17 protein-coding genes and 1 tRNA gene are annotated in these 18,312 nt (G+C 59.4%); 11 read left to right on the forward strand and 7 right to left on the reverse strand.

Annotation, left to right across the window (positions count from 1 at the left end):
* The first annotated feature begins 108 nt into the window (after window positions 1-108).
* Genes HYX42_RS08980 through HYX42_RS08990 form a run of 3 tightly spaced genes read left to right on the forward strand, consistent with a single transcriptional unit; the run spans window position 109 to window position 3,336 of the window.
* A complete protein-coding gene (locus HYX42_RS08980; RefSeq protein WP_293402021.1) occupies window positions 109-1,101 on the forward strand; it encodes a tripartite tricarboxylate transporter substrate binding protein in 993 nt (330 codons plus the stop codon).
* A 15-nt stretch (window positions 1,102-1,116) separates the two neighbouring features.
* Window positions 1,117-2,133 carry an NADPH:quinone oxidoreductase family protein gene (locus HYX42_RS08985; RefSeq protein ID WP_293402023.1) on the forward strand — a complete coding sequence of 339 codons (1,017 nt, stop codon included), beginning with the start codon at window positions 1,117-1,119 and terminating at the stop codon, window positions 2,131-2,133.
* A 15-nt stretch (window positions 2,134-2,148) separates the two neighbouring features.
* Window positions 2,149-3,336, forward strand: a complete 1,188-nt coding sequence (locus HYX42_RS08990) for a CoA transferase (RefSeq protein ID WP_293402445.1) — start codon at window positions 2,149-2,151, stop codon at window positions 3,334-3,336.
* Between the two features lie 7 nt (window positions 3,337-3,343).
* On the opposite strand, the gene HYX42_RS08995 is transcribed toward HYX42_RS08990, so the two are convergent.
* Window positions 3,344-4,912 carry an AMP-binding protein gene (locus HYX42_RS08995; RefSeq protein WP_293402025.1) on the reverse strand — a complete coding sequence of 523 codons (1,569 nt, stop codon included), beginning with the start codon at window positions 4,910-4,912 and terminating at the stop codon, window positions 3,344-3,346.
* 119 nt (window positions 4,913-5,031) lie between these two features.
* On the opposite strand from HYX42_RS08995, the gene HYX42_RS09000 reads away from it, so the two are divergent.
* Window positions 5,032-6,015, forward strand: a complete 984-nt coding sequence (locus HYX42_RS09000) for a tripartite tricarboxylate transporter substrate binding protein (protein WP_293402027.1) — start codon at window positions 5,032-5,034, stop codon at window positions 6,013-6,015.
* An 83-nt stretch (window positions 6,016-6,098) separates the two neighbouring features.
* Here the strand turns inward: HYX42_RS09000 and HYX42_RS09005 are convergent, their stop codons facing one another.
* Both HYX42_RS09005 and HYX42_RS09010 read right to left on the reverse strand, forming a co-directional pair.
* Window positions 6,099-7,256 (reverse strand): acyl-CoA dehydrogenase family protein, encoded by a 1,158-nt coding sequence (locus HYX42_RS09005; RefSeq protein WP_293402029.1) that lies wholly within the window; start codon window positions 7,254-7,256, stop codon window positions 6,099-6,101.
* A 19-nt stretch (window positions 7,257-7,275) separates the two neighbouring features.
* Window positions 7,276-8,415 carry a CaiB/BaiF CoA-transferase family protein gene (locus tag HYX42_RS09010; protein WP_293402031.1) on the reverse strand — a complete coding sequence of 380 codons (1,140 nt, stop codon included), beginning with the start codon at window positions 8,413-8,415 and terminating at the stop codon, window positions 7,276-7,278.
* Between the two features lie 168 nt (window positions 8,416-8,583).
* On the opposite strand from HYX42_RS09010, the gene HYX42_RS09015 reads away from it, so the two are divergent.
* Window positions 8,584-8,660, forward strand: a tRNA-Arg gene (locus HYX42_RS09015).
* Between the two features lie 72 nt (window positions 8,661-8,732).
* Entirely contained in the window at window positions 8,733-9,293 is a 561-nt protein-coding gene (gene greB, locus HYX42_RS09020; RefSeq protein ID WP_293402033.1) for a transcription elongation factor GreB, read from the forward strand.
* Window positions 9,294-9,303: 10 nt separating this feature from the next.
* Here greB and HYX42_RS09025 read toward each other — a convergent pair whose 3' ends face one another.
* From HYX42_RS09025 to HYX42_RS09040, 4 genes are all read right to left on the reverse strand, one after another.
* Window positions 9,304-11,544, reverse strand: coding sequence for a bifunctional (p)ppGpp synthetase/guanosine-3',5'-bis(diphosphate) 3'-pyrophosphohydrolase (locus HYX42_RS09025; RefSeq protein ID WP_293402035.1), 2,241 nt, complete (start codon window positions 11,542-11,544; stop codon window positions 9,304-9,306).
* A gap of 121 nt (window positions 11,545-11,665) precedes the next feature.
* A complete protein-coding gene (gene rpoZ, locus HYX42_RS09030; RefSeq protein ID WP_293402037.1) occupies window positions 11,666-11,869 on the reverse strand; it encodes a DNA-directed RNA polymerase subunit omega in 204 nt (67 codons plus the stop codon).
* Between the two features lie 35 nt (window positions 11,870-11,904).
* On the reverse strand, window positions 11,905-12,525 hold the full coding sequence (gene gmk, locus HYX42_RS09035) for a guanylate kinase (protein ID WP_293402447.1): 621 nt from the start codon (window positions 12,523-12,525) through the stop codon (window positions 11,905-11,907).
* A 55-nt stretch (window positions 12,526-12,580) separates the two neighbouring features.
* The gene (locus HYX42_RS09040) at window positions 12,581-13,498 is read right to left on the reverse strand and encodes a YicC/YloC family endoribonuclease (RefSeq protein ID WP_293402039.1); all 918 of its coding nucleotides are present in this window, start codon (window positions 13,496-13,498) and stop codon (window positions 12,581-12,583) included.
* An 87-nt stretch (window positions 13,499-13,585) separates the two neighbouring features.
* Between HYX42_RS09040 and HYX42_RS09045 the strand changes: the two genes are divergently transcribed.
* From HYX42_RS09045 to hemW, 5 genes are all read left to right on the forward strand, one after another.
* On the forward strand, window positions 13,586-14,593 hold the full coding sequence (locus HYX42_RS09045) for a serine/threonine-protein kinase (RefSeq protein ID WP_293402041.1): 1,008 nt from the start codon (window positions 13,586-13,588) through the stop codon (window positions 14,591-14,593).
* Window positions 14,590-15,492 carry a protein phosphatase 2C domain-containing protein gene (locus HYX42_RS09050; protein WP_293402043.1) on the forward strand — a complete coding sequence of 301 codons (903 nt, stop codon included), beginning with the start codon at window positions 14,590-14,592 and terminating at the stop codon, window positions 15,490-15,492. The genes HYX42_RS09045 and HYX42_RS09050 overlap by 4 nt, the downstream gene beginning before the upstream one ends.
* Window positions 15,493-15,596: 104 nt before the next feature.
* Window positions 15,597-16,328 carry a ribonuclease PH gene (gene rph, locus HYX42_RS09055; RefSeq protein ID WP_293402045.1) on the forward strand — a complete coding sequence of 244 codons (732 nt, stop codon included), beginning with the start codon at window positions 15,597-15,599 and terminating at the stop codon, window positions 16,326-16,328.
* Window positions 16,329-16,357: 29 nt separating this feature from the next.
* The gene (gene rdgB / locus HYX42_RS09060; RefSeq protein ID WP_293402047.1) at window positions 16,358-16,957 is read left to right on the forward strand and encodes an RdgB/HAM1 family non-canonical purine NTP pyrophosphatase; all 600 of its coding nucleotides are present in this window, start codon (window positions 16,358-16,360) and stop codon (window positions 16,955-16,957) included.
* Between the two features lie 172 nt (window positions 16,958-17,129).
* Window positions 17,130-18,287 carry a radical SAM family heme chaperone HemW gene (hemW, locus tag HYX42_RS09065; RefSeq protein WP_293402449.1) on the forward strand — a complete coding sequence of 386 codons (1,158 nt, stop codon included), beginning with the start codon at window positions 17,130-17,132 and terminating at the stop codon, window positions 18,285-18,287.
* Window positions 18,288-18,312: the final 25 nt, after the last annotated feature.

An 18,312-nucleotide genomic window follows, 5' to 3' on the forward strand; every position in this document is an offset into this window, starting at 1 on the left:
TTGCCCGTAATTGCCGGTATCGGTATTGTGAAATATCATATGCAAGCGTAATTAATGACCGCACCGGTTTGTCGGGCGGCCCCACAGAATTCACCGGAGACAAATCCCATGTTCGCTCGACTGAAAACATGCCTGAAGGTGGGCGCGATAGCCCTGATCCTTGCCGTTCCCGGCGTCAGGGCGCAGGACGCCGCACGCTACCCGTCCAAGCCCATTCGTTTCATCGTCCCTGCCAGTGCTGGCGGCCCCAGTGATGTCATTGCCAGGCTTGTCGCCGAGAGGCTGGGGCAGGCACTGGGCCAGACCGTGGTGGTGGACAACCGGCCGGGCGCATCACAGATGCTGGGCACGGCTGCAGTGGCCAAGGCCGACCCTGATGGATACACCCTGCTGTTCACGACCAGCACGCCGATTGTGATGACGCCTGCCACGCTCAAGAAGGTGCCCTACGACGTGCAGAAAGACCTCACGGCGATCTCGCATCTCGGTTCCACGCCGCTGGTGCTTTATGTGAATGGTGCAACGTCCATCACCAACCTGCGCCAGCTGTTCGATGCGGTCAAGGCCAAACCCGAGACGGCAAACTACGGCTCCTACGGCAATGGCTCGAGCGCGCATGTCCTGGGTGAATTCATGATCCGCCAGGCCAACGTGAAGATGGTGCATGTGCCGTACAAGGGCGTGGCGCCGGAGTTGCAGGACCTGATGGGTGGGCAACTGCTGACTGCAGTAGCTGATATTGGCAGTGCTTCCCCGCTGATCAAGGCGGGCAAGATTCGGCCGATTGCAGTGACGGGTATCAAACGCTCTGCCGTGCTGCCTGATGTCGCCACGTTCGCCGAGCAGGGTATTTCAGGCATGGAGCCGTTTTCGCCGTGGTGGGGCATGTTTGCACCACGCCAGACGCCCAGGGCCATCATTGACCAGCTCTCTGCAGAGATTGCCAAAATCGTGAATACGCCTGATTTCAACGCGAGGCTGGTGAGCTTTGGCATTGACACCACCGGCACCACATCTGCACAGGCCAATGAGCTGGCGCGTACCGAGACGGTCAAATGGCAGCAGATCACCAAAGACATGTCGCATATCAGCTTTGAATAGAACCGCGGAGTCCTTTTGAAAGCCTACCTGTGTGAAAAATGGATGCATTACAGCGAGCTGGAGCTTCGCGATGATGTAGCGCCTCCGGTTCTGTCCGCAGGGCAGGTTCGTATTGCGGTTCACTATGCCACGGCGGGTTTTGGCCAGACGCTGGTGATCGCGGGAAAATACCAGCGCAAGCCGCCGTTGCCCTTTGTTCCGGGCACAGAGATCTCAGGTGTGATCCTGGAGGTGGCTTCCGATGTGACCGGGTTCTCTCCTGGTGACCGGGTGGCCGCAGCACTGGATTGGGGTGGTTACGCGGAGCAGGCCGTTGCAAGCGCATCCACCACCTGGCATGTACCTGATGTGGTCAGCCTTGCAACTGCTGCAAGTGTTCCGCTGACTTATGGCACATCGTATGCAGCTTTGCATTGGCGCGGCCGGCTTCAGGCGGGTGACGCGCTGCTTGTGTACGGCGCGGCCGGTGGCGTAGGGCTGCCTGCCGTGGAGTTGGGTCGACTGGCCGGAGCCCGGGTAATAGCCGTTGCCGGTAGCGATGCGCGGGTACAGATCGCTCTTGATCGTGGCGCACATGCGGGCATCGTTCATGGCAGCGGCCAGTTGAGCCAGCAGGTACGCGACCTCAATGGCTGGAAGAATGTCGATGTCGTGTTTGACCCGGTGGGTGGCGCATTGTTCGATGAGGCGCTGCGTTGCCTGAAGCCTGAAGGCCGCATTCTTGTGGTCGGCTTTGCCAGCGGTGAAATTCCGAAAATCCCGGCCAATATCCTGCTGGTGAAAAACGCGGAAATCATTGGCTTCAATTTCGGCCTCTACATCGGCTGGGGACTGACGGACGAACGTGAGGTCTACAGGCAACGCCTCAAGGACATGATGGACACACTGTTCGGGCACGTCGCTGCGGGCGAACTGAAGCCTGAATCGTCAAAACCATTTCCGTTGCACAGGCTTGCTGACGCTTTTGATGCCGTGATTGCGCGAACAGTGGTGGGACGCGCGCTGATTCAGGTTGCGCCTGAAGCATATTGAGGTCGTCTTGTGTTCATGCAGTCCCCGAACGATGAGCCTCTGCTTCAGGGTTTGCGTGTCCTCGATTTAAGCCAGGGCATAGCCGGCCCTTATTGCGGCGACATCCTCCTGCAACAGGGCGCAGAGGTTATCAAGGTCGAGCCGCCTGCGGGGGACTGGGCGCGCCACATGGGCACCACACGCCATGGTTTTTCAGCTGTGGTGCTCGCCTATAACGCCGGAAAGTCGGGGCTGTGTGTTGATGCGGGCATTGAGGCAGGCCGTCATGTGTTGCAGAAGCTGGCGCAGCAGGTGGATGTTGTCATACAGAACTTCAGACCGGGCGTTGTAGAGCGCCTCGGGCTGGATTACGGCACCCTGGCACCGCATAACGAGCGTCTGGTGTATGTCTCCATTTCCGGATTCGGCGCAGACGGGCCACTGGTTGACGCGCCAGCCACAGACAGCGTGATGCAGGCCATGAGCGGCATGATGCATGCCAACCGCCATGCCTCCGGCCAGCCCCAGAAAGTGGGGCTGTATCTTGCCGACATTGCGGCGGCCGTGTATGCCTCACAACTGGTCAGCGCTGCGCTGTATCGCCGCTCAATTACGGGCAAGGGGCGTCACCTTGAACTCAGCCTGCTGGAAGCCTGTGCAGCCCTTCAGGCCAGCAATATTGTGGACGCTGTTTTTTCCGCGGGTACACCCGCTTCCGCCGCGACGGCGCCCAGTGGGGTGTTTGCCGTCAGTGACGGGTTCATCACCTTGAGTACGCTGAACAACGGCATGTTTTCGCGCTTGTGCGAGGTTTTGGGCGCAGGCCATCTTGTGGCCGATGAACGATTTTCATCCAACAAGTCGCGCCTGATGCATGCCGATGGCCTCAATGAAGAGGTGGCCCGCATTCTGAAGTGTCAGCCGCTGTCATTCTGGTTGCCGAAGCTGGTGGCGGCAGATGTGCTGCATGCGGAGGTCAGCACTTATGAAAGCCTGCTCGCGCATCCCCAGGTCAGGCATGCCGGGATATTCAGCCAGATTGATGTGGCAGGTCTGCCGCCCCTGCCGCGTGCACGCCAGCCGGGCTGTGCGACAGGCGACAGCAAGGCCGGGGTTCCGCGCCTGGGCGAGCACAGTCAAGAGGTGCTCGTGCGGTACGGGTTTGCGCCGCAGGAGATTGCGGCGCTGATGGCGCAAAAAGCCGTGTTGCCTGCGCAGCCCTGACAACCCCTCAGCCGCCTGCAGTTGTGGCGGTGACTGGTTTTGCGGCATAGCTGTCACGCAGGACCCGCTTGAGCAGCTTTCCGTTTTCACTGCGCGGTAACGCGTCCACAAAATCGACAGTGCGCGGGCACTTGATGCGCGACAAATGGGTGCGGCAGAACGCCACAAGTTCATTGGCGAGATTGTCCGATGGCTGGTAGCCGGTCTTCAGCTGCACTACGGCCTTGACCTCCTGCCCGTAGTCCTCATGCGGTATGCCTATGACTGCCACATCCTCGACTGCGGGATGCGTAAGCAGCGCGTTTTCGGCCTCCTGCGGGTAGATATTGACGCCGCCCGAAATGATCAGGTCGGTTCGCCTGTCGCTCATGAACAGGAAGCCGTCGCTGTCGATGGAACCCATGTCACCGTAGGTACCCCAGCCGCGCCGGTTGAACACCGACTTTGTCTTTTCCGAATCGTTGTGGTACTGAAACCCGACACCCCCGTTGAAGTAAATCAGGCCGATTTCACCTGCAGGCAGTTCGGTGTCGCTGCCGTCATCGGCCATGATGTGCATCTCACCGCAGATGGGCTTGCCGACAGAGCCCTTGTGACTGAGCCAGTCCTTTGCATCGATGTAGGTGACGCCGACATTCTCGGAGCCGCCGTAGTACTCATTGATGATGGGCCCCCACCAGCTGATCATGGCCTCCTTGACGTGTCGCGGGCAGGGCGCCGTCGCGTGCAGTGCGACGCGCTGGCTTGAGACGTCATGGCGGTCACGGACTTCGGCGGGAAGTGCGAGAAGCCGGCTGAACATGGTGGGTACCCAGTGGCCGTGGGTGATGCGGTGCCGCGCGATGGCCTCCAGCGCAGACGCCGCGTCGAACTTGCGCATGATTACGCAGGTCCCGCCGCACTCCAGCACCCGGATGTTGAAGCGACCGGTTGCATGGTAGAGGGGCGACACCGACAGAAAAACCGAATTCCCGTCAAGCTGGAACATGGACCGGAGTTTTTTCTCAAGCTCCGGCAACTCGTAACGCCTTGCGTAAGGCAACAGGGGGCGGCGTATGCCCTTGGGGAAACCTGTGGTTCCTGAGGAGTACATGAATTCCCGGCCTACCGGCTTCTCGGGAAGGCTGGCGGTACCAGTGAATCCGGACATCGCCTTGTCGTAGTTTTCGAACCCGGCTCCTTCGCCGTCCAGCATGAGCCGGTGCGGCGGCGCGTCGGCGCCGAGCGCCTCCAGGGTTTCCCGTGCAAGGTCTGTGGTGGCAGCGCTTGTGATGAGTACAGACGCGCCGCAGTCACGAACGATGTACGCGGCCTCGCGCCCCGTGAGCAGGATGCTGATGGGTACGTAATACATCCCGGCCCGCCGCGCACCCCACCAGAGTTCAAATGTGCCAATGTTGTTTTCGAGCAGAAGCGCAATGACGGAGCCCTCTTCCAGACCCAGAGACAGCAGCCATTCTGCAACGCGGTTCGCGCGCTGGTCCAGCTCCTGATAACTTAGCGCTTTGCCGGTCTCATGCATTTGCACGGCCAGCTTGCCGGGTTGCTTTTTTGCCCAGTCATGTAAACGGCCCATGTCGGGTTTCTCCTGATAAATTGGTGGTCAATTCTAGTCTGGTTGCATACTAAATGGGAGCATACTACAGAGATCGTTCAATCAACCGTAGAGGGCTGTGCCCTGCTGGAGACAAAGACATGATCACTTCCCGCCGCGGCGTCCTGCTTGGCTCAATCGCCTTGGGTGCAAGCGCCCTGACACGTACATCTTTTGCACAGGATGTCTGGCCCAGCAAGCCGATACGCTTCATATCCGCAGGAGCCCCGGGCGGTGGCAGCGATATCTTCGTGCGTGTGCTGGAGTCACGTCTCAAGGAAAAGCTGGGCCAGAGCCTGTTCATAGAAAACCATCCGGGCGCTGGCGGCATGACTGCAGCAGCGGTGGCCAACAGCGCCAGGCCTGACGGCTACACATTCTTCATCAGCAATGTCGCGACCAACGGTATCGGCGTCAGCCTGTACCGCAAGCCAACCTTTGATCCGAAGAAGGACCTGCCACCGGTAGGCCGCATTGCGACGTTCTCGAATGCGCTGGCCATACGTGCCGACAAGGGCATCAACTCCCTCTCGGACCTCACGGCTTACCTGCGTGCCAATCCAAAGGCCGGCTTTTTCGGTTCAGCTGGTTCAGGTACAAGCTCACACCTGTCGTCGTTGCTGTATGGGCAGCGCATCGGTGTGGAGTTGACGCATGTTCCCTACAAGGGGACCGCCGCCAACCTGAATGCATTGCTGGGCGGTGAAGTGCTGTTCTCGATTGATAACCTTCCTCTCTACACGCAGCATGTCAAGGCAGGTACGCTCAAATTGCTTGCTGTTACACGGGCGGTCCGTTCACCGAGTAATCCTGAGGTGCCGACCATGCAGGAGTCCGGCATACGGGACTTTGATATTTCCAGCTGGTATGGCATATCCGCTGCGACGGGTACGCCGCAAGCCATCGTAGACAGAATGGGGCAGGAGATCGTGAGCGCGCTGGCTGACCCGGATGTCATTGCGAAAATCCGCGCTATCGGCGCCGACCCTGCGCCCCTGGGTCCCCAGGCCTATGCCGCGTTCATCAATGCCGAAATCCAGAAATGGGCGCCGCTGGTGAAGGCATCCAACGCCATCGTGGATTGATATGACCTGGTGCTGGATATCCGGCGCTCCGGGAAGCGCAAAAAGGCTCCGTGAGGAGCCTTTTTTATTTGTTTGCGGGATTATCAACCCTGCTTCAAATGCGCAAACATCTGGCGGCCAATGATGTGTTTCATCACCTCTATGGAACCACCTGCAATCTTCACGATACGGGCATCGGCATAGGCGCGTGCAATCGGGTATTCCCACATGTAGCCCCAGCCACCGAAGAACTGCAGGCATTCGTCCACGACCCTGCAATGCATGTTGGTCACCCACATCTTTGCCATGGCCGCGTCTATGGCGTCCAGTTCACCCTTGATGAAGGCAGCGATGCAGCGATCCACGAATTGGCGGCCCACGACTGCCTCTGTCTTGAGTTCGGCCAGCTTGAATTGCGTGTTCTGGAAGTCGGCAATCGTTTTGCCAAAGGCCTTGCGCTGAGAGGTGTAGTCCACCGTCCATTCAATTGCGGTTTCTGCCACCGTGGCGGAACGTATGGCCTGCGCCAGCCGCTCCTGGGCCAGCTTGGTCATCATCAGTTCGAAGCCCTTGCCTTCTTCACCCAGCATGGCCGAGGCGGGCACACGCACCTCGTCGAAAAACAGCTCCGATGTGTCCTGCGCTTTCATTCCCAGCTTGCTCAGGTTCTTGCCGCGCCTGAAACCCGGCAGGCTGGTGTCCACCAGGAAAAGCGTGACGCCTTTGGCGCCGCCTGCGATGTCGGTCTTGGTCGCCAGCACGATGACATCGCACAGCTGGCCATTGGAGATAAATACTTTCTGGCCGGAGATCACAAAATCATCGCCATCACGCACGGCTTTTGTCCGGATGGCCTTGAGGTCGGAGCCGGCATGGGGCTCGGTCATGCCCAGTGAACCAATCGCTTCGCCCGTTACCATTTTTGGAAGCCATTGCTGTTTTTGCGCTTCGCTACCGAATGTGGATATGTAGGTTGCCACCAGGTCGCAGTGAATCATGAACCCCGGGCCGCTGAAACCTGAGCGGGCCATTTCTTCAAATACCACCACATCGAAGAGGTAGTCGGCGCCTGCTCCCCCATACTGCTCGGGCACAGTGCAGCACAGCATGCCTGCTGCGCCGGCTTTCAGCCAGAGGTCGCGCGGAACAATTCCGGCTTCTTCCCAGCGCGCGTGATGGGGTGCGATCTCGTTGTCGATAAAACGACGCACCATGCTGCGAAACGCCTCATGGTCTTCATTGAAAAGGTTGCGTTTGAGCATATGTTGTCTCTGTCAATTTTCAGAAATGAACGGCGCCACTGTCGCGCAGCGCCTGGATATCCGCTGGATCGAGGCCGGCTTCTGCGAGCACTTCAGCCGCCGTGTCGGTGCGTGGTGCCGGTGGCAGGTCGCTTGTCGTGCGGCTGAAGCGCGGCGCCGGTGAAGGTTGCCAGCTGCCCGCCACTTCGGTGAATGTGCCGCGAGCCTGGTTGTGCGGGTGCAGGGGCGCTTCCGAGAGGCTGAGGACAGGCGCAAAGCAGACATCCGTGCCTTCGAGCAGGGCACACCATTCGTCGCGACTGCGGCTGGCAAAGCGCGCTTCAAGTTCTGCCTTGAGCAGCGGCCACTTTGTGCGGTCGTCGCGCTGCCTGAACATCTCGTTGTCGATCTCCATGAGCTTGAGGAAGAGGTCGTAGAACTGCGGCTCCAGCGGCGCGATGGAGATGAACTTGCCGTCGCTGCAGCGATAACTGCAGTAGTAGGGCGCTGCGCCATCGAGCGTGTTGGACTGTCGCGCATCTTTCCAGGAGCCGCTGGCCAGCATGGCAAAAAAGGGCGCCATCAGGATCGCAGCCCCTTCACTCATGGCTGCATCGACAACCTGCCCGCGGCCGGAGCGCTGGCATTCGTAAAGCGCGCTTGAAATGCCAAAAGCCAGCATCATGGCTCCGCCACCGAAATCACCTACCAGGTTGAGGGGCGGTATGGGTCTTTCTGCATCTCCAATCGCATGCAGTGCTCCGGCCAGCGATATGTAGTTGATGTCATGACCTGCGGCCTGTGCCAATGGGCCGGTCTGGCCCCAGCCTGTCATGCGACCGTAAACAAGGCGGGGATTGTGTTCAAGGCAAATGTCGGGCCCCAGGCCCAGGCGTTCCATGACGCCTGGACGATAGCCTTCAATCAGGACTTGTGCGCCCTCGAGAATGCGCAGCAGCGTGGTGATGGCCTCCGGTTTCTTGAGGTCCAGCGTCAGGTGCCGCCTGCCCCTGGCCAGTGCATCGCTCGCAGGGTCGCGCCGGTTGCCCAGTGTTCTGGCATACGGCCGATTGATGGTGATCACATCGGCACCGGCGTCAGCCAGCATCATGGCGCAGAAAGGCCCGGGACCGACACCCGCCATCTCTATGACCTTGACGCCTTGAAGCGGACCGGGCATCTGGATTTTCCTGTTGTTCCTAGTTAGTATTGAACAATACTATAGCTCACAATACCAAATCCGGAAATTGAACCCTGATCCCGCTTTACCCGGCGGGGCTGGGCGCTTTTATGCTTTTCACAGCCTGACGTCCGACGCCGTTCAAGGTAGGCTATAATCTGAGGCTTAGCGGCTGTAGCTCAGTTGGATAGAGTACTTGGCTACGAACCAAGGGGTCGTGGGTTCAATTCCTGCCAGCCGCACCAAAAAAGAAAAGCCCGCAACGTTTGTTGCGGGCTTTTTTCTTTATGGGCCCGACATGCTAAGGTTGAAGCAGCATGAGTAAAGCTTTTACAAAAGAAACCGACGCTGACGATGACGATTCGCCGGGCCTGCCGCCGCTCCCGGCGGGCGGCAGGAACTACATCACGCCCCAGGGCTATGAGCGCCTGCGGTCCGAATTGTTGACCCTGATTGACGAAGAGCGTCCCAAGGTTGTGGACATCGTTCACTGGGCTGCCAGCAACGGCGACCGGTCCGAGAACGGTGACTACATCTACGGCAAAAAAAGGCTTCGCGAAATTGACCGTCGAATCCGTTTTTTGACCCAACGCCTTGAAATTGCCGAAATTGCCGACCCGTCGGTGCACCACGGAAGCGAGCAGGTCTTTTTTGGCGCCACCGTGACCTACGTCGACGATGCTGATGTCGAACGCACTGTGACCATCCTGGGAATTGATGAGGCCGATACCCTGAAGGGCGAGATCAGCTGGGTGTCACCGGTTGCCCGGACGCTGCTCAAGTCGTCAACAGGTGATGATGTAAGCCTTGTCACGCCCCAGGGTGTGCAGGAGCTGCACATCCTGAAAGTGATTTATCCTGCGCCGCCTGCGGCATGACGCCCAGGGATCAGGGCGCAGGTCTCGCGCGCTGAACGCGAAGTACCAATGGCGTGCGCTTGACGGCCCGCATGACCGACGCAAGATGTACGCGGTCCCGCACCGCTATACCGAAGCGCAGCTCGGTTGCTTCCTGCGCACGTTCCTGCCCCATGTTGACATGCGTGATGTCTGCTTCCGCGATGGCAAGCGCGGCAGCCACTTTGGCCAGAACGCCCTTGCCGTTGGACACCGTGACCACCAGCGCCGTCTCAAATGTCCTGACGGGTTCGTCTGACCAGTCCACCGCGATAAACCGTTCGCTGTCCCGGTGCTGCAGCCGTTTGGCAACTGCGCAATCGTCGGTGTGCACCACAAGACCTTCGCCGCGGCCAAGATAGCCCAGGATGGCATCGCCGGGTATGGGCTTGCAGCAATTGGCAAACACGACTGATCCGCCCTCGCTGCCATCGAGCAGCAAAGCTCCCTGCGAGACCGATTCATGCGAGGTGTAGCGCTCGCGGCTCATCAAAAGCGCGTCGGGTTTTTCACCTTTTTCCCCCAGCAACGCCACCATTCGCTTGGCGACCATGCTGGCAATACGTTTGCCCAGACCGATGTCGGTGAGCAGGTCTGCACGCGAGCGGTTGCCGCTGAACCGCAGGATTTTCTCCCAGATCATGCGGTCAGGGCCTGTGTCCCCTGGCAGCCGGTCTATGCCTTCTGCACGCAGCGACTGCGTGAGCATTTTTTCGCCCAGGTCCTGTGATTCCGTCAGCGCCATGGTCTTCAGATAGTGGCGGATTTTCGAGCGGGCCTTGCCGGTTCTTACAAAGCCGAGCCAGCCGGGGTTGGGGTTGGAAACAGAGGCTGTGATGATCTCGATCACGTCGCCGTTGTGCAGCTCCGAGCGCAACGGCACCTGCTCACCGTTGATTTTGGCTGCGACCGCACGGTGACCAATGTCGCTGTGGATGGCATAGGCAAAATCAACAATCGTGGCGCCACGCGGCATGGCCATGATCTGGCTTTTCGGTGTGAACACATACACGGCTTCAGGAAAGAGGTCGATCTTGACGTGGTCCCAGAACTCCGCCGCGTCGCGGGTCTCGTGCTGGATGTCGAGTAGCGACTGCAGCCACTGGGTCCCGAGCCGCTGCGATGCATCGCTTTCAGGGTCGGCTGCCTTGTAGAGCCAGTGCGCTGCCACGCCCGATTCGGCCACGACATGCATGGCCTCGGTGCGCATCTGGAATTCGATGTTGGTGCCAAAGGGCCCGACCAGCGTGGTGTGAAGGGACTGGTAGCCGTTGATCTTGGGAATCGCGATGTAATCCTTGAACTTGCCAGGCAGGGGCTTGTATTGCTGATGGAGGATACCCATGGCCGTGTAGCAGTCGGTCAGGCTGTCAACGATGACGCGGAACCCGTAAATGTCGGTCACCTGTGCAAAGGACAGGTGTTTCTCATCCATCTTGCGGTAAATCGAATAAAGCGTTTTTTCGCGTCCCGAGAGCTCAACGGTCATGTGGGCGGCTACAAAAGCCGCTTCAACTTCAGCCTGGACGCGCTTGATGACATCGCGCCGACGCCCGCGGGCTTTTTGCAGCGCCTTTGTCAGCGTCGCATAACGCCAGGGATGCAGATGCTGGAAGGAGAGGTCCTGCAGTTCACGGTACGTGGTGTTCAGGCCCAGGCGGTGTGCAATTGGCGCGTAGATATCCAGCGTTTCACGGGAGATCCTGGCCCATTTGGTACGCGGTACATCGCCCAGCGTGCGCATGTTGTGGGTTCGGTCGGCGAGCTTGATCAGGATGACCCGCACGTCGCGGGCCATGGCCAGCAGCATCTTGCGGAAGGATTCGGCCTGGTTTTCCTCGCGGGTGTTGAATTCGAGTTTCTCGAGCTTGGTCAGCCCGTCCACCAGTTCGGCCACGGGCGCGCCGAAACGCTCTATCAGTTCCGGCTTGGTGACCCCACAGTCTTCAATCGCATCGTGCAGCAAGGCCGCCATCAGGGCCTGCGCGTCCAGCTTCCATTCGGCACATTGCTGCGCGACGGCTATGGGGTGGGTAATGTAGGGTTCGCCGCTGTTGCGGATCTGGCCCAGATGCGCTTCGTCGGCAAACCGGTAGGCCCTGCGTACGCTGTCCACATCTGACGCGCTCATGTAGTCAAGCTTTGCCGTCAGCGCGGCGAAACTGGCTGCAGCAGCATTCGCGGCGGCGGGCGTCGGCTTGCTGGTTAACTTGGGCGAAAGCAGGGCGCTCATGCCTTTAATGTATCGCGGCAGCTATAAAACATAAACCGGACGGCCTTTTTGGTCCAAAACGTGGCGTGGAAAACAAAAAAAGCACCGCATGGCGGTGCTTTTTTTGAAAAGTACGGCAGGCTTAACCGGGTACTTTTTTAAGCATTTCCAGGCCTATCTTGCCGTCTGCAATCTCACGCAGGGCGGTCACGCCAGGCTTGTTCTTGCTTTCGATCTTGGCTGCATGGCCCTGGCTCAGCATGCGGGCGCGATAGGTCGCAGCCAGAACCAGTTGAAATCGGTTCGGGATTTTTTCGAGGCAGTCTTCAACGGTGATGCGGGCCATGGTGTTCTCCGGTAATTCGGTAAATGAGCGGTAACTCAGGGGATGTTCAGCGCTTCAAAAGTGTCTGCGCGAGCACGTCGCTGGGCGGCAAACTTCAGCCGCTGGGCGTGAACTATCGTTTTCAGGTCGAAAACAGCGCGTTCAAACAACTCATTGATTATAACGAAGTCGAATTCCCGGGCCTGGGCCATCTCAAGAGCTGCATTTTTCAGCCTCAGGTCGATGACCTCGGCCGTGTCTTCACCCCGGCGCTGCAACCTCGAACGTAATTCGTCCCAGCTGGGAGGGAGGATGAAAATCAGGACTGCATTGTTGAAGATACGCTTGACGTTGATGGCGCCCTGAAAGTCGATCTCCAGGACCACGTCCGCGCCATGCATGATCCGCTCTTCAATGGTCTGGCGTGAGGTTCCATAACGATGGCCGTGGACATGCGCCCATTCCAGAAAAGAGTCGCGCAACACCATGCCATCGAACTCTTCGGGAGACAGGAAAAAGTACTCCCGGCCATGCTTTTCCTGGCCACGCGGGGGGCGGGTGGTGTGTGAAACCGACGGCTGAATGCGCGAATCCAGCTCCATCAGCGCCTTGACCAGGCTGGACTTGCCCGCCCCGCTGGGGGCTGCAACAACAAACAGGTTTCCGGGGTAGTCCATAGTCATTCAGGGGATTGGCGATGATTTTAGTTGGAAGGCCGGTTGGCTTTTGGGGCTATTCAATGTTCTGGACCTGCTCGCGGATCTGCTCAATCAGCACCTTCATGTCCACCGAGATCCGTGTGAGTTCAAGAGATGCGGACTTGGAACCCAGCGTGTTGGCTTCGCGATGCAGTTCCTGAATCAGGAAGTCCAGCCGCTTGCCCAACTCGCCACCACCCTCCAGCAGGCGGTCAATCTCGTCCAGGTGGGAGGCCAGGCGCGTGATTTCTTCAGCCACATCAATGCGTATGGCGAAAGCCGTTGCCTCCGCCAGCGCCCTGTCCTGCGCGGCCTCGGGCAGGGCTTTGCTGTCCGGAAGGGCCATGGCCTCCTGCCATCGCTCCAGAAATCTTGCTTTCTGCTGCTCGACCAGTTTGGGGACCATGGGCACGGCCAGTTCAGACAGTTTGCGGAGTTGCGCGGTCCGGTCCACCAGCATGAGCTTGAGCCTTGCACCTTCCCGCTCCCGGGCGGCAAGCAGGTCTTTCAGTGCTTTTTTGGCCAGCTTGAGCAGGTCTTCGCTGTAGTCATGCGGTTTTTTGTCTTCGTTGGTCGCAATGCGCAGCACGTCTGCAACGCTGAGCGCTGCAGCCTGCGGCAGCCAGGCCTTGATGCTGTCTTCGAGCGAGCCCAGGCGCTGCAAAGTGGCCGAAGACGGCGCTTTCAGGCTGCTGGCCGATGCGCTTTCGATGGAGACGCGCATTTCAACCTTGCCGCGCTTGAGTTTGGCGACCAGCAGGTCGCGCAGCGCCGGTTCGGCCTGCCGCAATTCGTCGGGCAGCCTGAAGGCCAGATCCAGAAAACGGCTGTTGACAGAGCGAATCTCAACTCCCAGCCGGGTGTTTGTGTCAGTTCCAGCCTGTTCCTGCTCCCCGGAGGCAGCGGTGTTTGACTGGACGGCCGCATAGCCTGTCATGCTGTAAACTGACATTAGTAGTACGCTTTTTGTAATAACGGGACCGTAAAAGCAGATAAAGCCAGTTTTTTTGTGGCTTTTTTAACGTCTGCTCATCAAATTATGTCAAAGGCCAAACCAGCACCACTGCCGCCCGATACCGTGATTGGCGGATACCGGGTTGTACGAAAGCTGTCCGCCGGTGGTTTTGGTGTAGTTTACTTGGCTGTCGACAACGAGGGCCAGCAGGTCGCCATCAAGGAATACCTGCCGTCCTCGCTGGCAGGCCGTCCGCCGGGTGAATTGCTGCCGCAGGTCCAGCCCGACAAACTCTCGCTGTACCGCCTGGGGCTCAAGAGTTTTTTTGAAGAGGGGCGTTCGCTCGCGCAGATCTCGCACGGCTCCGTCGTCAGCGTGCTCAACTTCTTCCGCGAAAACGAAACCGTCTACATGGTGATGAACTACCTGGAGGGCGGCACCCTGCAGGACTTCATCATCACCGCGCGTGAGCTCAAAAAGCAGAAGGTTTTCCGCGAGTCAACGATTCGCTCGCTGTTTGATGAAATCCTGCGCGGGTTGCGCATCGTGCACCAGCACAAGATGCTGCACCTGGACATCAAGCCGGCCAACATCTTCATCACCGATGACAACCGCGCCGTCATGATCGACTTCGGCGCCGCACGCGAGGTGCTGAGCAAGGAAGGCAATTTCATAAGGCCCATGTACACGCCCGGCTTTGCCGCACCCGAGATGTACCGCAGGGATTCATCCATGGGTCCGTGGACAGACATCTACGCGATAGGCGCGTGCATTTACGCGACGATGCAGGGTTATCCCCCCAATGACGCGCCGCAGCGGCTTGAAAAGGACCGTCTGTCGCTTGCCTTGTCCCGCCTGCGCGGTGTGTATTCCGACAACCTCATTGAGGTCGTAGAGTGGTGCATGTCCCTTGACCCGCTGTCGCGCCCCCAATCCGTATTTGCCCTCCAGAAAGAGCTCAGCCGAGAGGGCGAACGCCGCTACACCAAACTCACTGTCAGCGAGAAGGTGCGCCTTCAGTTCGACAACATGGTGTCGGATACAAAAAAAACCGCACGTAAAGCCACTGGTTTCGCGACCCGCTTCAAATGAAGTTTTCCGTCTTCCAGGTCAGCCGCAGGGGAGGGCGCGAAAAAAACGAAGACCGCATGGGCTATTGCTACACGCGGGAATCGGGCCTGTTTGTGCTGGCCGACGGCATGGGTGGCCACCCCGAGGGTGAAGTTGCGGCGCAACTGGCCCTGCAGACGATTTCGGCGCTGTACCAGCGTGAGGCACGGCCCCTCATCGAAGACACCACCGAGTTCCTGTCCAGCGCCCTGATGGCGGCGCACCACCAGATCATCCGTTACGCCAGTGAAAAAGGCATGCTCGACACGCCCCGCACCACACTGGTGGCCTGTATCCTGCAGGGGTCAGGTGCGACATGGGTGCATTGCGGCGATTCGCGCCTGTATGTCGTGCGCGATGGCGAAATGCTCACGCGCACGCGCGACCACTCCTACCTTGAGCAGCAAAGTGCCGGGGTCATCAAGCTCGAACGCATCAACCGCAACATCCTGTTCACCTGCCTCGGTTCACCCACCAAACCGGTGTTTGACGTGGCCGGGCCCGTGGTGCTCCAGCAGGGCGACAAACTGCTGCTGTGTTCTGACGGCTTGTGGGGCAGCCTCAGTGATGCTGAAATCGTCAGGCAGCTTTCTGCCAAAGGCGTGTCCGACGCGGTGCCTGACCTCGTTGAAAGCGCGCTGAAGGCCGGCGGCGACCACAGCGACAACGTGACTGTGCTGGCCATGGAGTGGGAGACCCCCGACGTGTTTGAGTCGACCCGTGGTGTGTCTACCGACAGCATCATGGACGGCGTGTTCGCCTCTACCATACAGGCCGGCGGCCTGGAAGCCGGGGGGGACGACCTCGACGAGGCGGCGATTGAACGCTCGATTGCCGAGATCAACGAGGCCATACGCCGCTCTGCAGCGCGCAAGGTCTGACGTTTCTGCCCCTAGGGGCGCCCGGGCTTTGCCGTCCTTTCTACAATACCCGGCGCTTCACTTCTTTTTCTTCAGGGCGGCCAGACCGCCGGAAAGCCCTTCACATGACCCAGTTTGTACGGAGCAGCGCGCGTGCTGCCGATGCCTTGCGCCCCGTTCGCATCACCCGCCACTACACCATTCACGCTGAAGGCTCGGTGCTCATCGAGTTTGGCGGCACCAAAGTGCTGTGCACCGCTTCGGTTGAAGAAAAGGTGCCCGGCCACAAAAAAGGCAGTGGCGAAGGCTGGGTCACGGCTGAATACGGCATGCTGCCGCGCGCCACCCACACCCGCGGCGACCGCGAAGCCGCACGCGGCAAGCAGAGCGGCCGCACGCAGGAGATACAGCGCCTCATAGGCCGTTCACTGCGCACCGTGTTCGATCTGAAAAAACTCGGCGAGCGCACCATCTACATTGATTGCGACGTCATACAGGCCGATGGCGGCACACGCACGGCCAGCATCACCGGTGCGTTTGTGGCGGCCCAGGATGCCGTCAATACGCTGCTCGCGAGCGGCAAGCTCACCGTGTCGCCCATCCTTGACCATGTCGCCGCCATCTCGGTCGGCATCGTTGATTCGACGCCGCTGCTTGATCTTGAATACACCGAAGACTCCGCCTGCGACACCGACATGAACGTCGTCATGACGGGCGCCGGCAACTATGTTGAAGTGCAGGGCACGGCCGAGGGTGCGGCCTTCTCGCGCAAGGAAATGGACGCCCTGCTGGTGCTGGCTGAAAAAGGCATACGCGAGCTGGTGGTCATGCAGACAGCTGCACTGACCGCGGTTTAAACGACCCGGCTTGCTGCGACGCCCACGCCATGAAAATCGTCCTTGCATCCAACAACCAGGGCAAGCTGGCCGAACTGCAGGCCATGCTGGTGCCGCTGGGTGTGCAGCTTGTGCGCCAGTCCGAACTCGATATTCCTGAAGCGGAAGAACCCTTTCGTACCTTTGTTGAAAACGCCCTGACCAAGGCGCGCCATGCGTCCAGACTCAGCGGCCTGCCCGCGCTGGCAGATGATGCGGGCCTGTGTGTCGACGCCTTTGGCGGTTTGCCAGGCGTGGACACCGCCTATTACGCGACGCAATTTGGCTACGCCAAGGGTGATGCCAACAACGTGAGGGCCTTGCTGGAGCAGATGGCCCATATCACCAACCGCCGTGCGGCGCTGGTCAGCACCCTGGTCGCGGTCCGTTCTGCGGATGATCCTGAACCCCTGATTGCAGCGGGCCGCGTGGTCGGGGAGATCAGCCGCGAGCCGCTGGGCAGCAACGGTTTTGGTTTCGATCCGGTGATGTTCATCCCCGAATTCGGCAAGACCTTTGCGCAACTGCTGGTGGAGGTCAAGAACGCCAACAGCCATCGGGGGAAAGCTGCACAGCAAATGATGGCCTTGATGCGCGAACGCTGGTTTTAGATATGGCTCCCCCCGTTGCCTTCGCACTGCGTGTCGCGGCCTCCCCCTCAGGGGCGACACCAGCAGCCCGGCTAAGCCGGTTCCGCGGTGTCTGCTTGTATGGAGCCCGGTCGCCTGGCATGGCATCCCGCTTGCGGCATAAGGCTTTGAGGTGAAAGACATCCAGCACTACATGCGCAATGGCACGCTGCAGCTCAGCGCCTTGCCGCCACTGTCGCTTTATGTGCATCTGCCCTGGTGCCTCAAGAAGTGCCCTTACTGCGACTTCAATTCGCATGAGGTGTCCAGTGAGATGCCCGAGCAGCGCTACATCGACGCGCTGATTGCCGATCTCGATGCATCGCTGCCGTTGATCTGGGGCCGCATGGTGCACAGCATCTTCATAGGCGGTGGTACGCCCAGCCTGTTTTCACCGCGGGCCATAGACCGGCTGCTGGGCGACATTCGTGCGCGGCTCAAACTGGCGCCAGATTGCGAGATCACGCTTGAAGCCAACCCCGGCACGTTCGAGAAAGACCGTTTCAGGGCCTTTCGCAGCGCCGGGGTCACGCGCCTGTCGATTGGCGTGCAGAGTTTTGACGATGCACACCTCAAGGTGCTGGGTCGCGTACATGACCGTGCTCAGGCCATTGCAGCGGTTGAAGAGGCCGCCCAGGCCTTTGATACCTTCAACCTCGACATCATGTATGCGCTGCCCGGCCAGACGATTGAAAACCTTGAAGCCGATATGCGCCAGGCGCTGGCGTTGAACCCGCCGCACATCTCGATTTACCACCTGACGATTGAGCCCAACACCTATTTTGCGAAGTTCCCGCCTGCCATTCCCGAAGACGACACGGCTTACGCCATGCTGGACCGGATCACCGAGATGACAGCAGTGGCGGGCTTGGCGCGTTATGAAGTTTCTGCCTACGCCAAGCCAGGGCACAAGTGTTTTCACAACGTCAACTACTGGCAGTTTGGTGATTACCTCGGCATAGGCGCAGGCGCGCACAGCAAGCTCAGTTTTGCGCACCGTGTGGTGCGGCAGGTGCGCTATCGCGAACCCAAACTTTATATGGACAAGGCCCTGCAAGGTAGTGCCGTGACGCAGGACACGGAAGTCAGCCGGGCAGACCTGCCTTTCGAATTCATGCTTAATGCATTGCGACTGAAAGAAGGTTTCAGGCTGCAGGATTTTTCAGAGAAGACCGGTCTGCCCATCACGGCCATACAGCAGGGCCTGCAGGAAGCCGAGACCAAGGGTTTGATAGAACGCGATTTTGTACGCGTCAAACCCACCGAACGCGGTTTTGATTTTTTAAACGATCTGCAGTCGCTGTTCCTGTAGCGTCACAATTGCCCAGCCGCCAAAA

The sequence above is a fragment of the Polaromonas sp. genome (genome assembly GCF_016185115.1).
GTDB lineage: Bacteria > Pseudomonadota > Gammaproteobacteria > Burkholderiales > Burkholderiaceae_C > Polaromonas.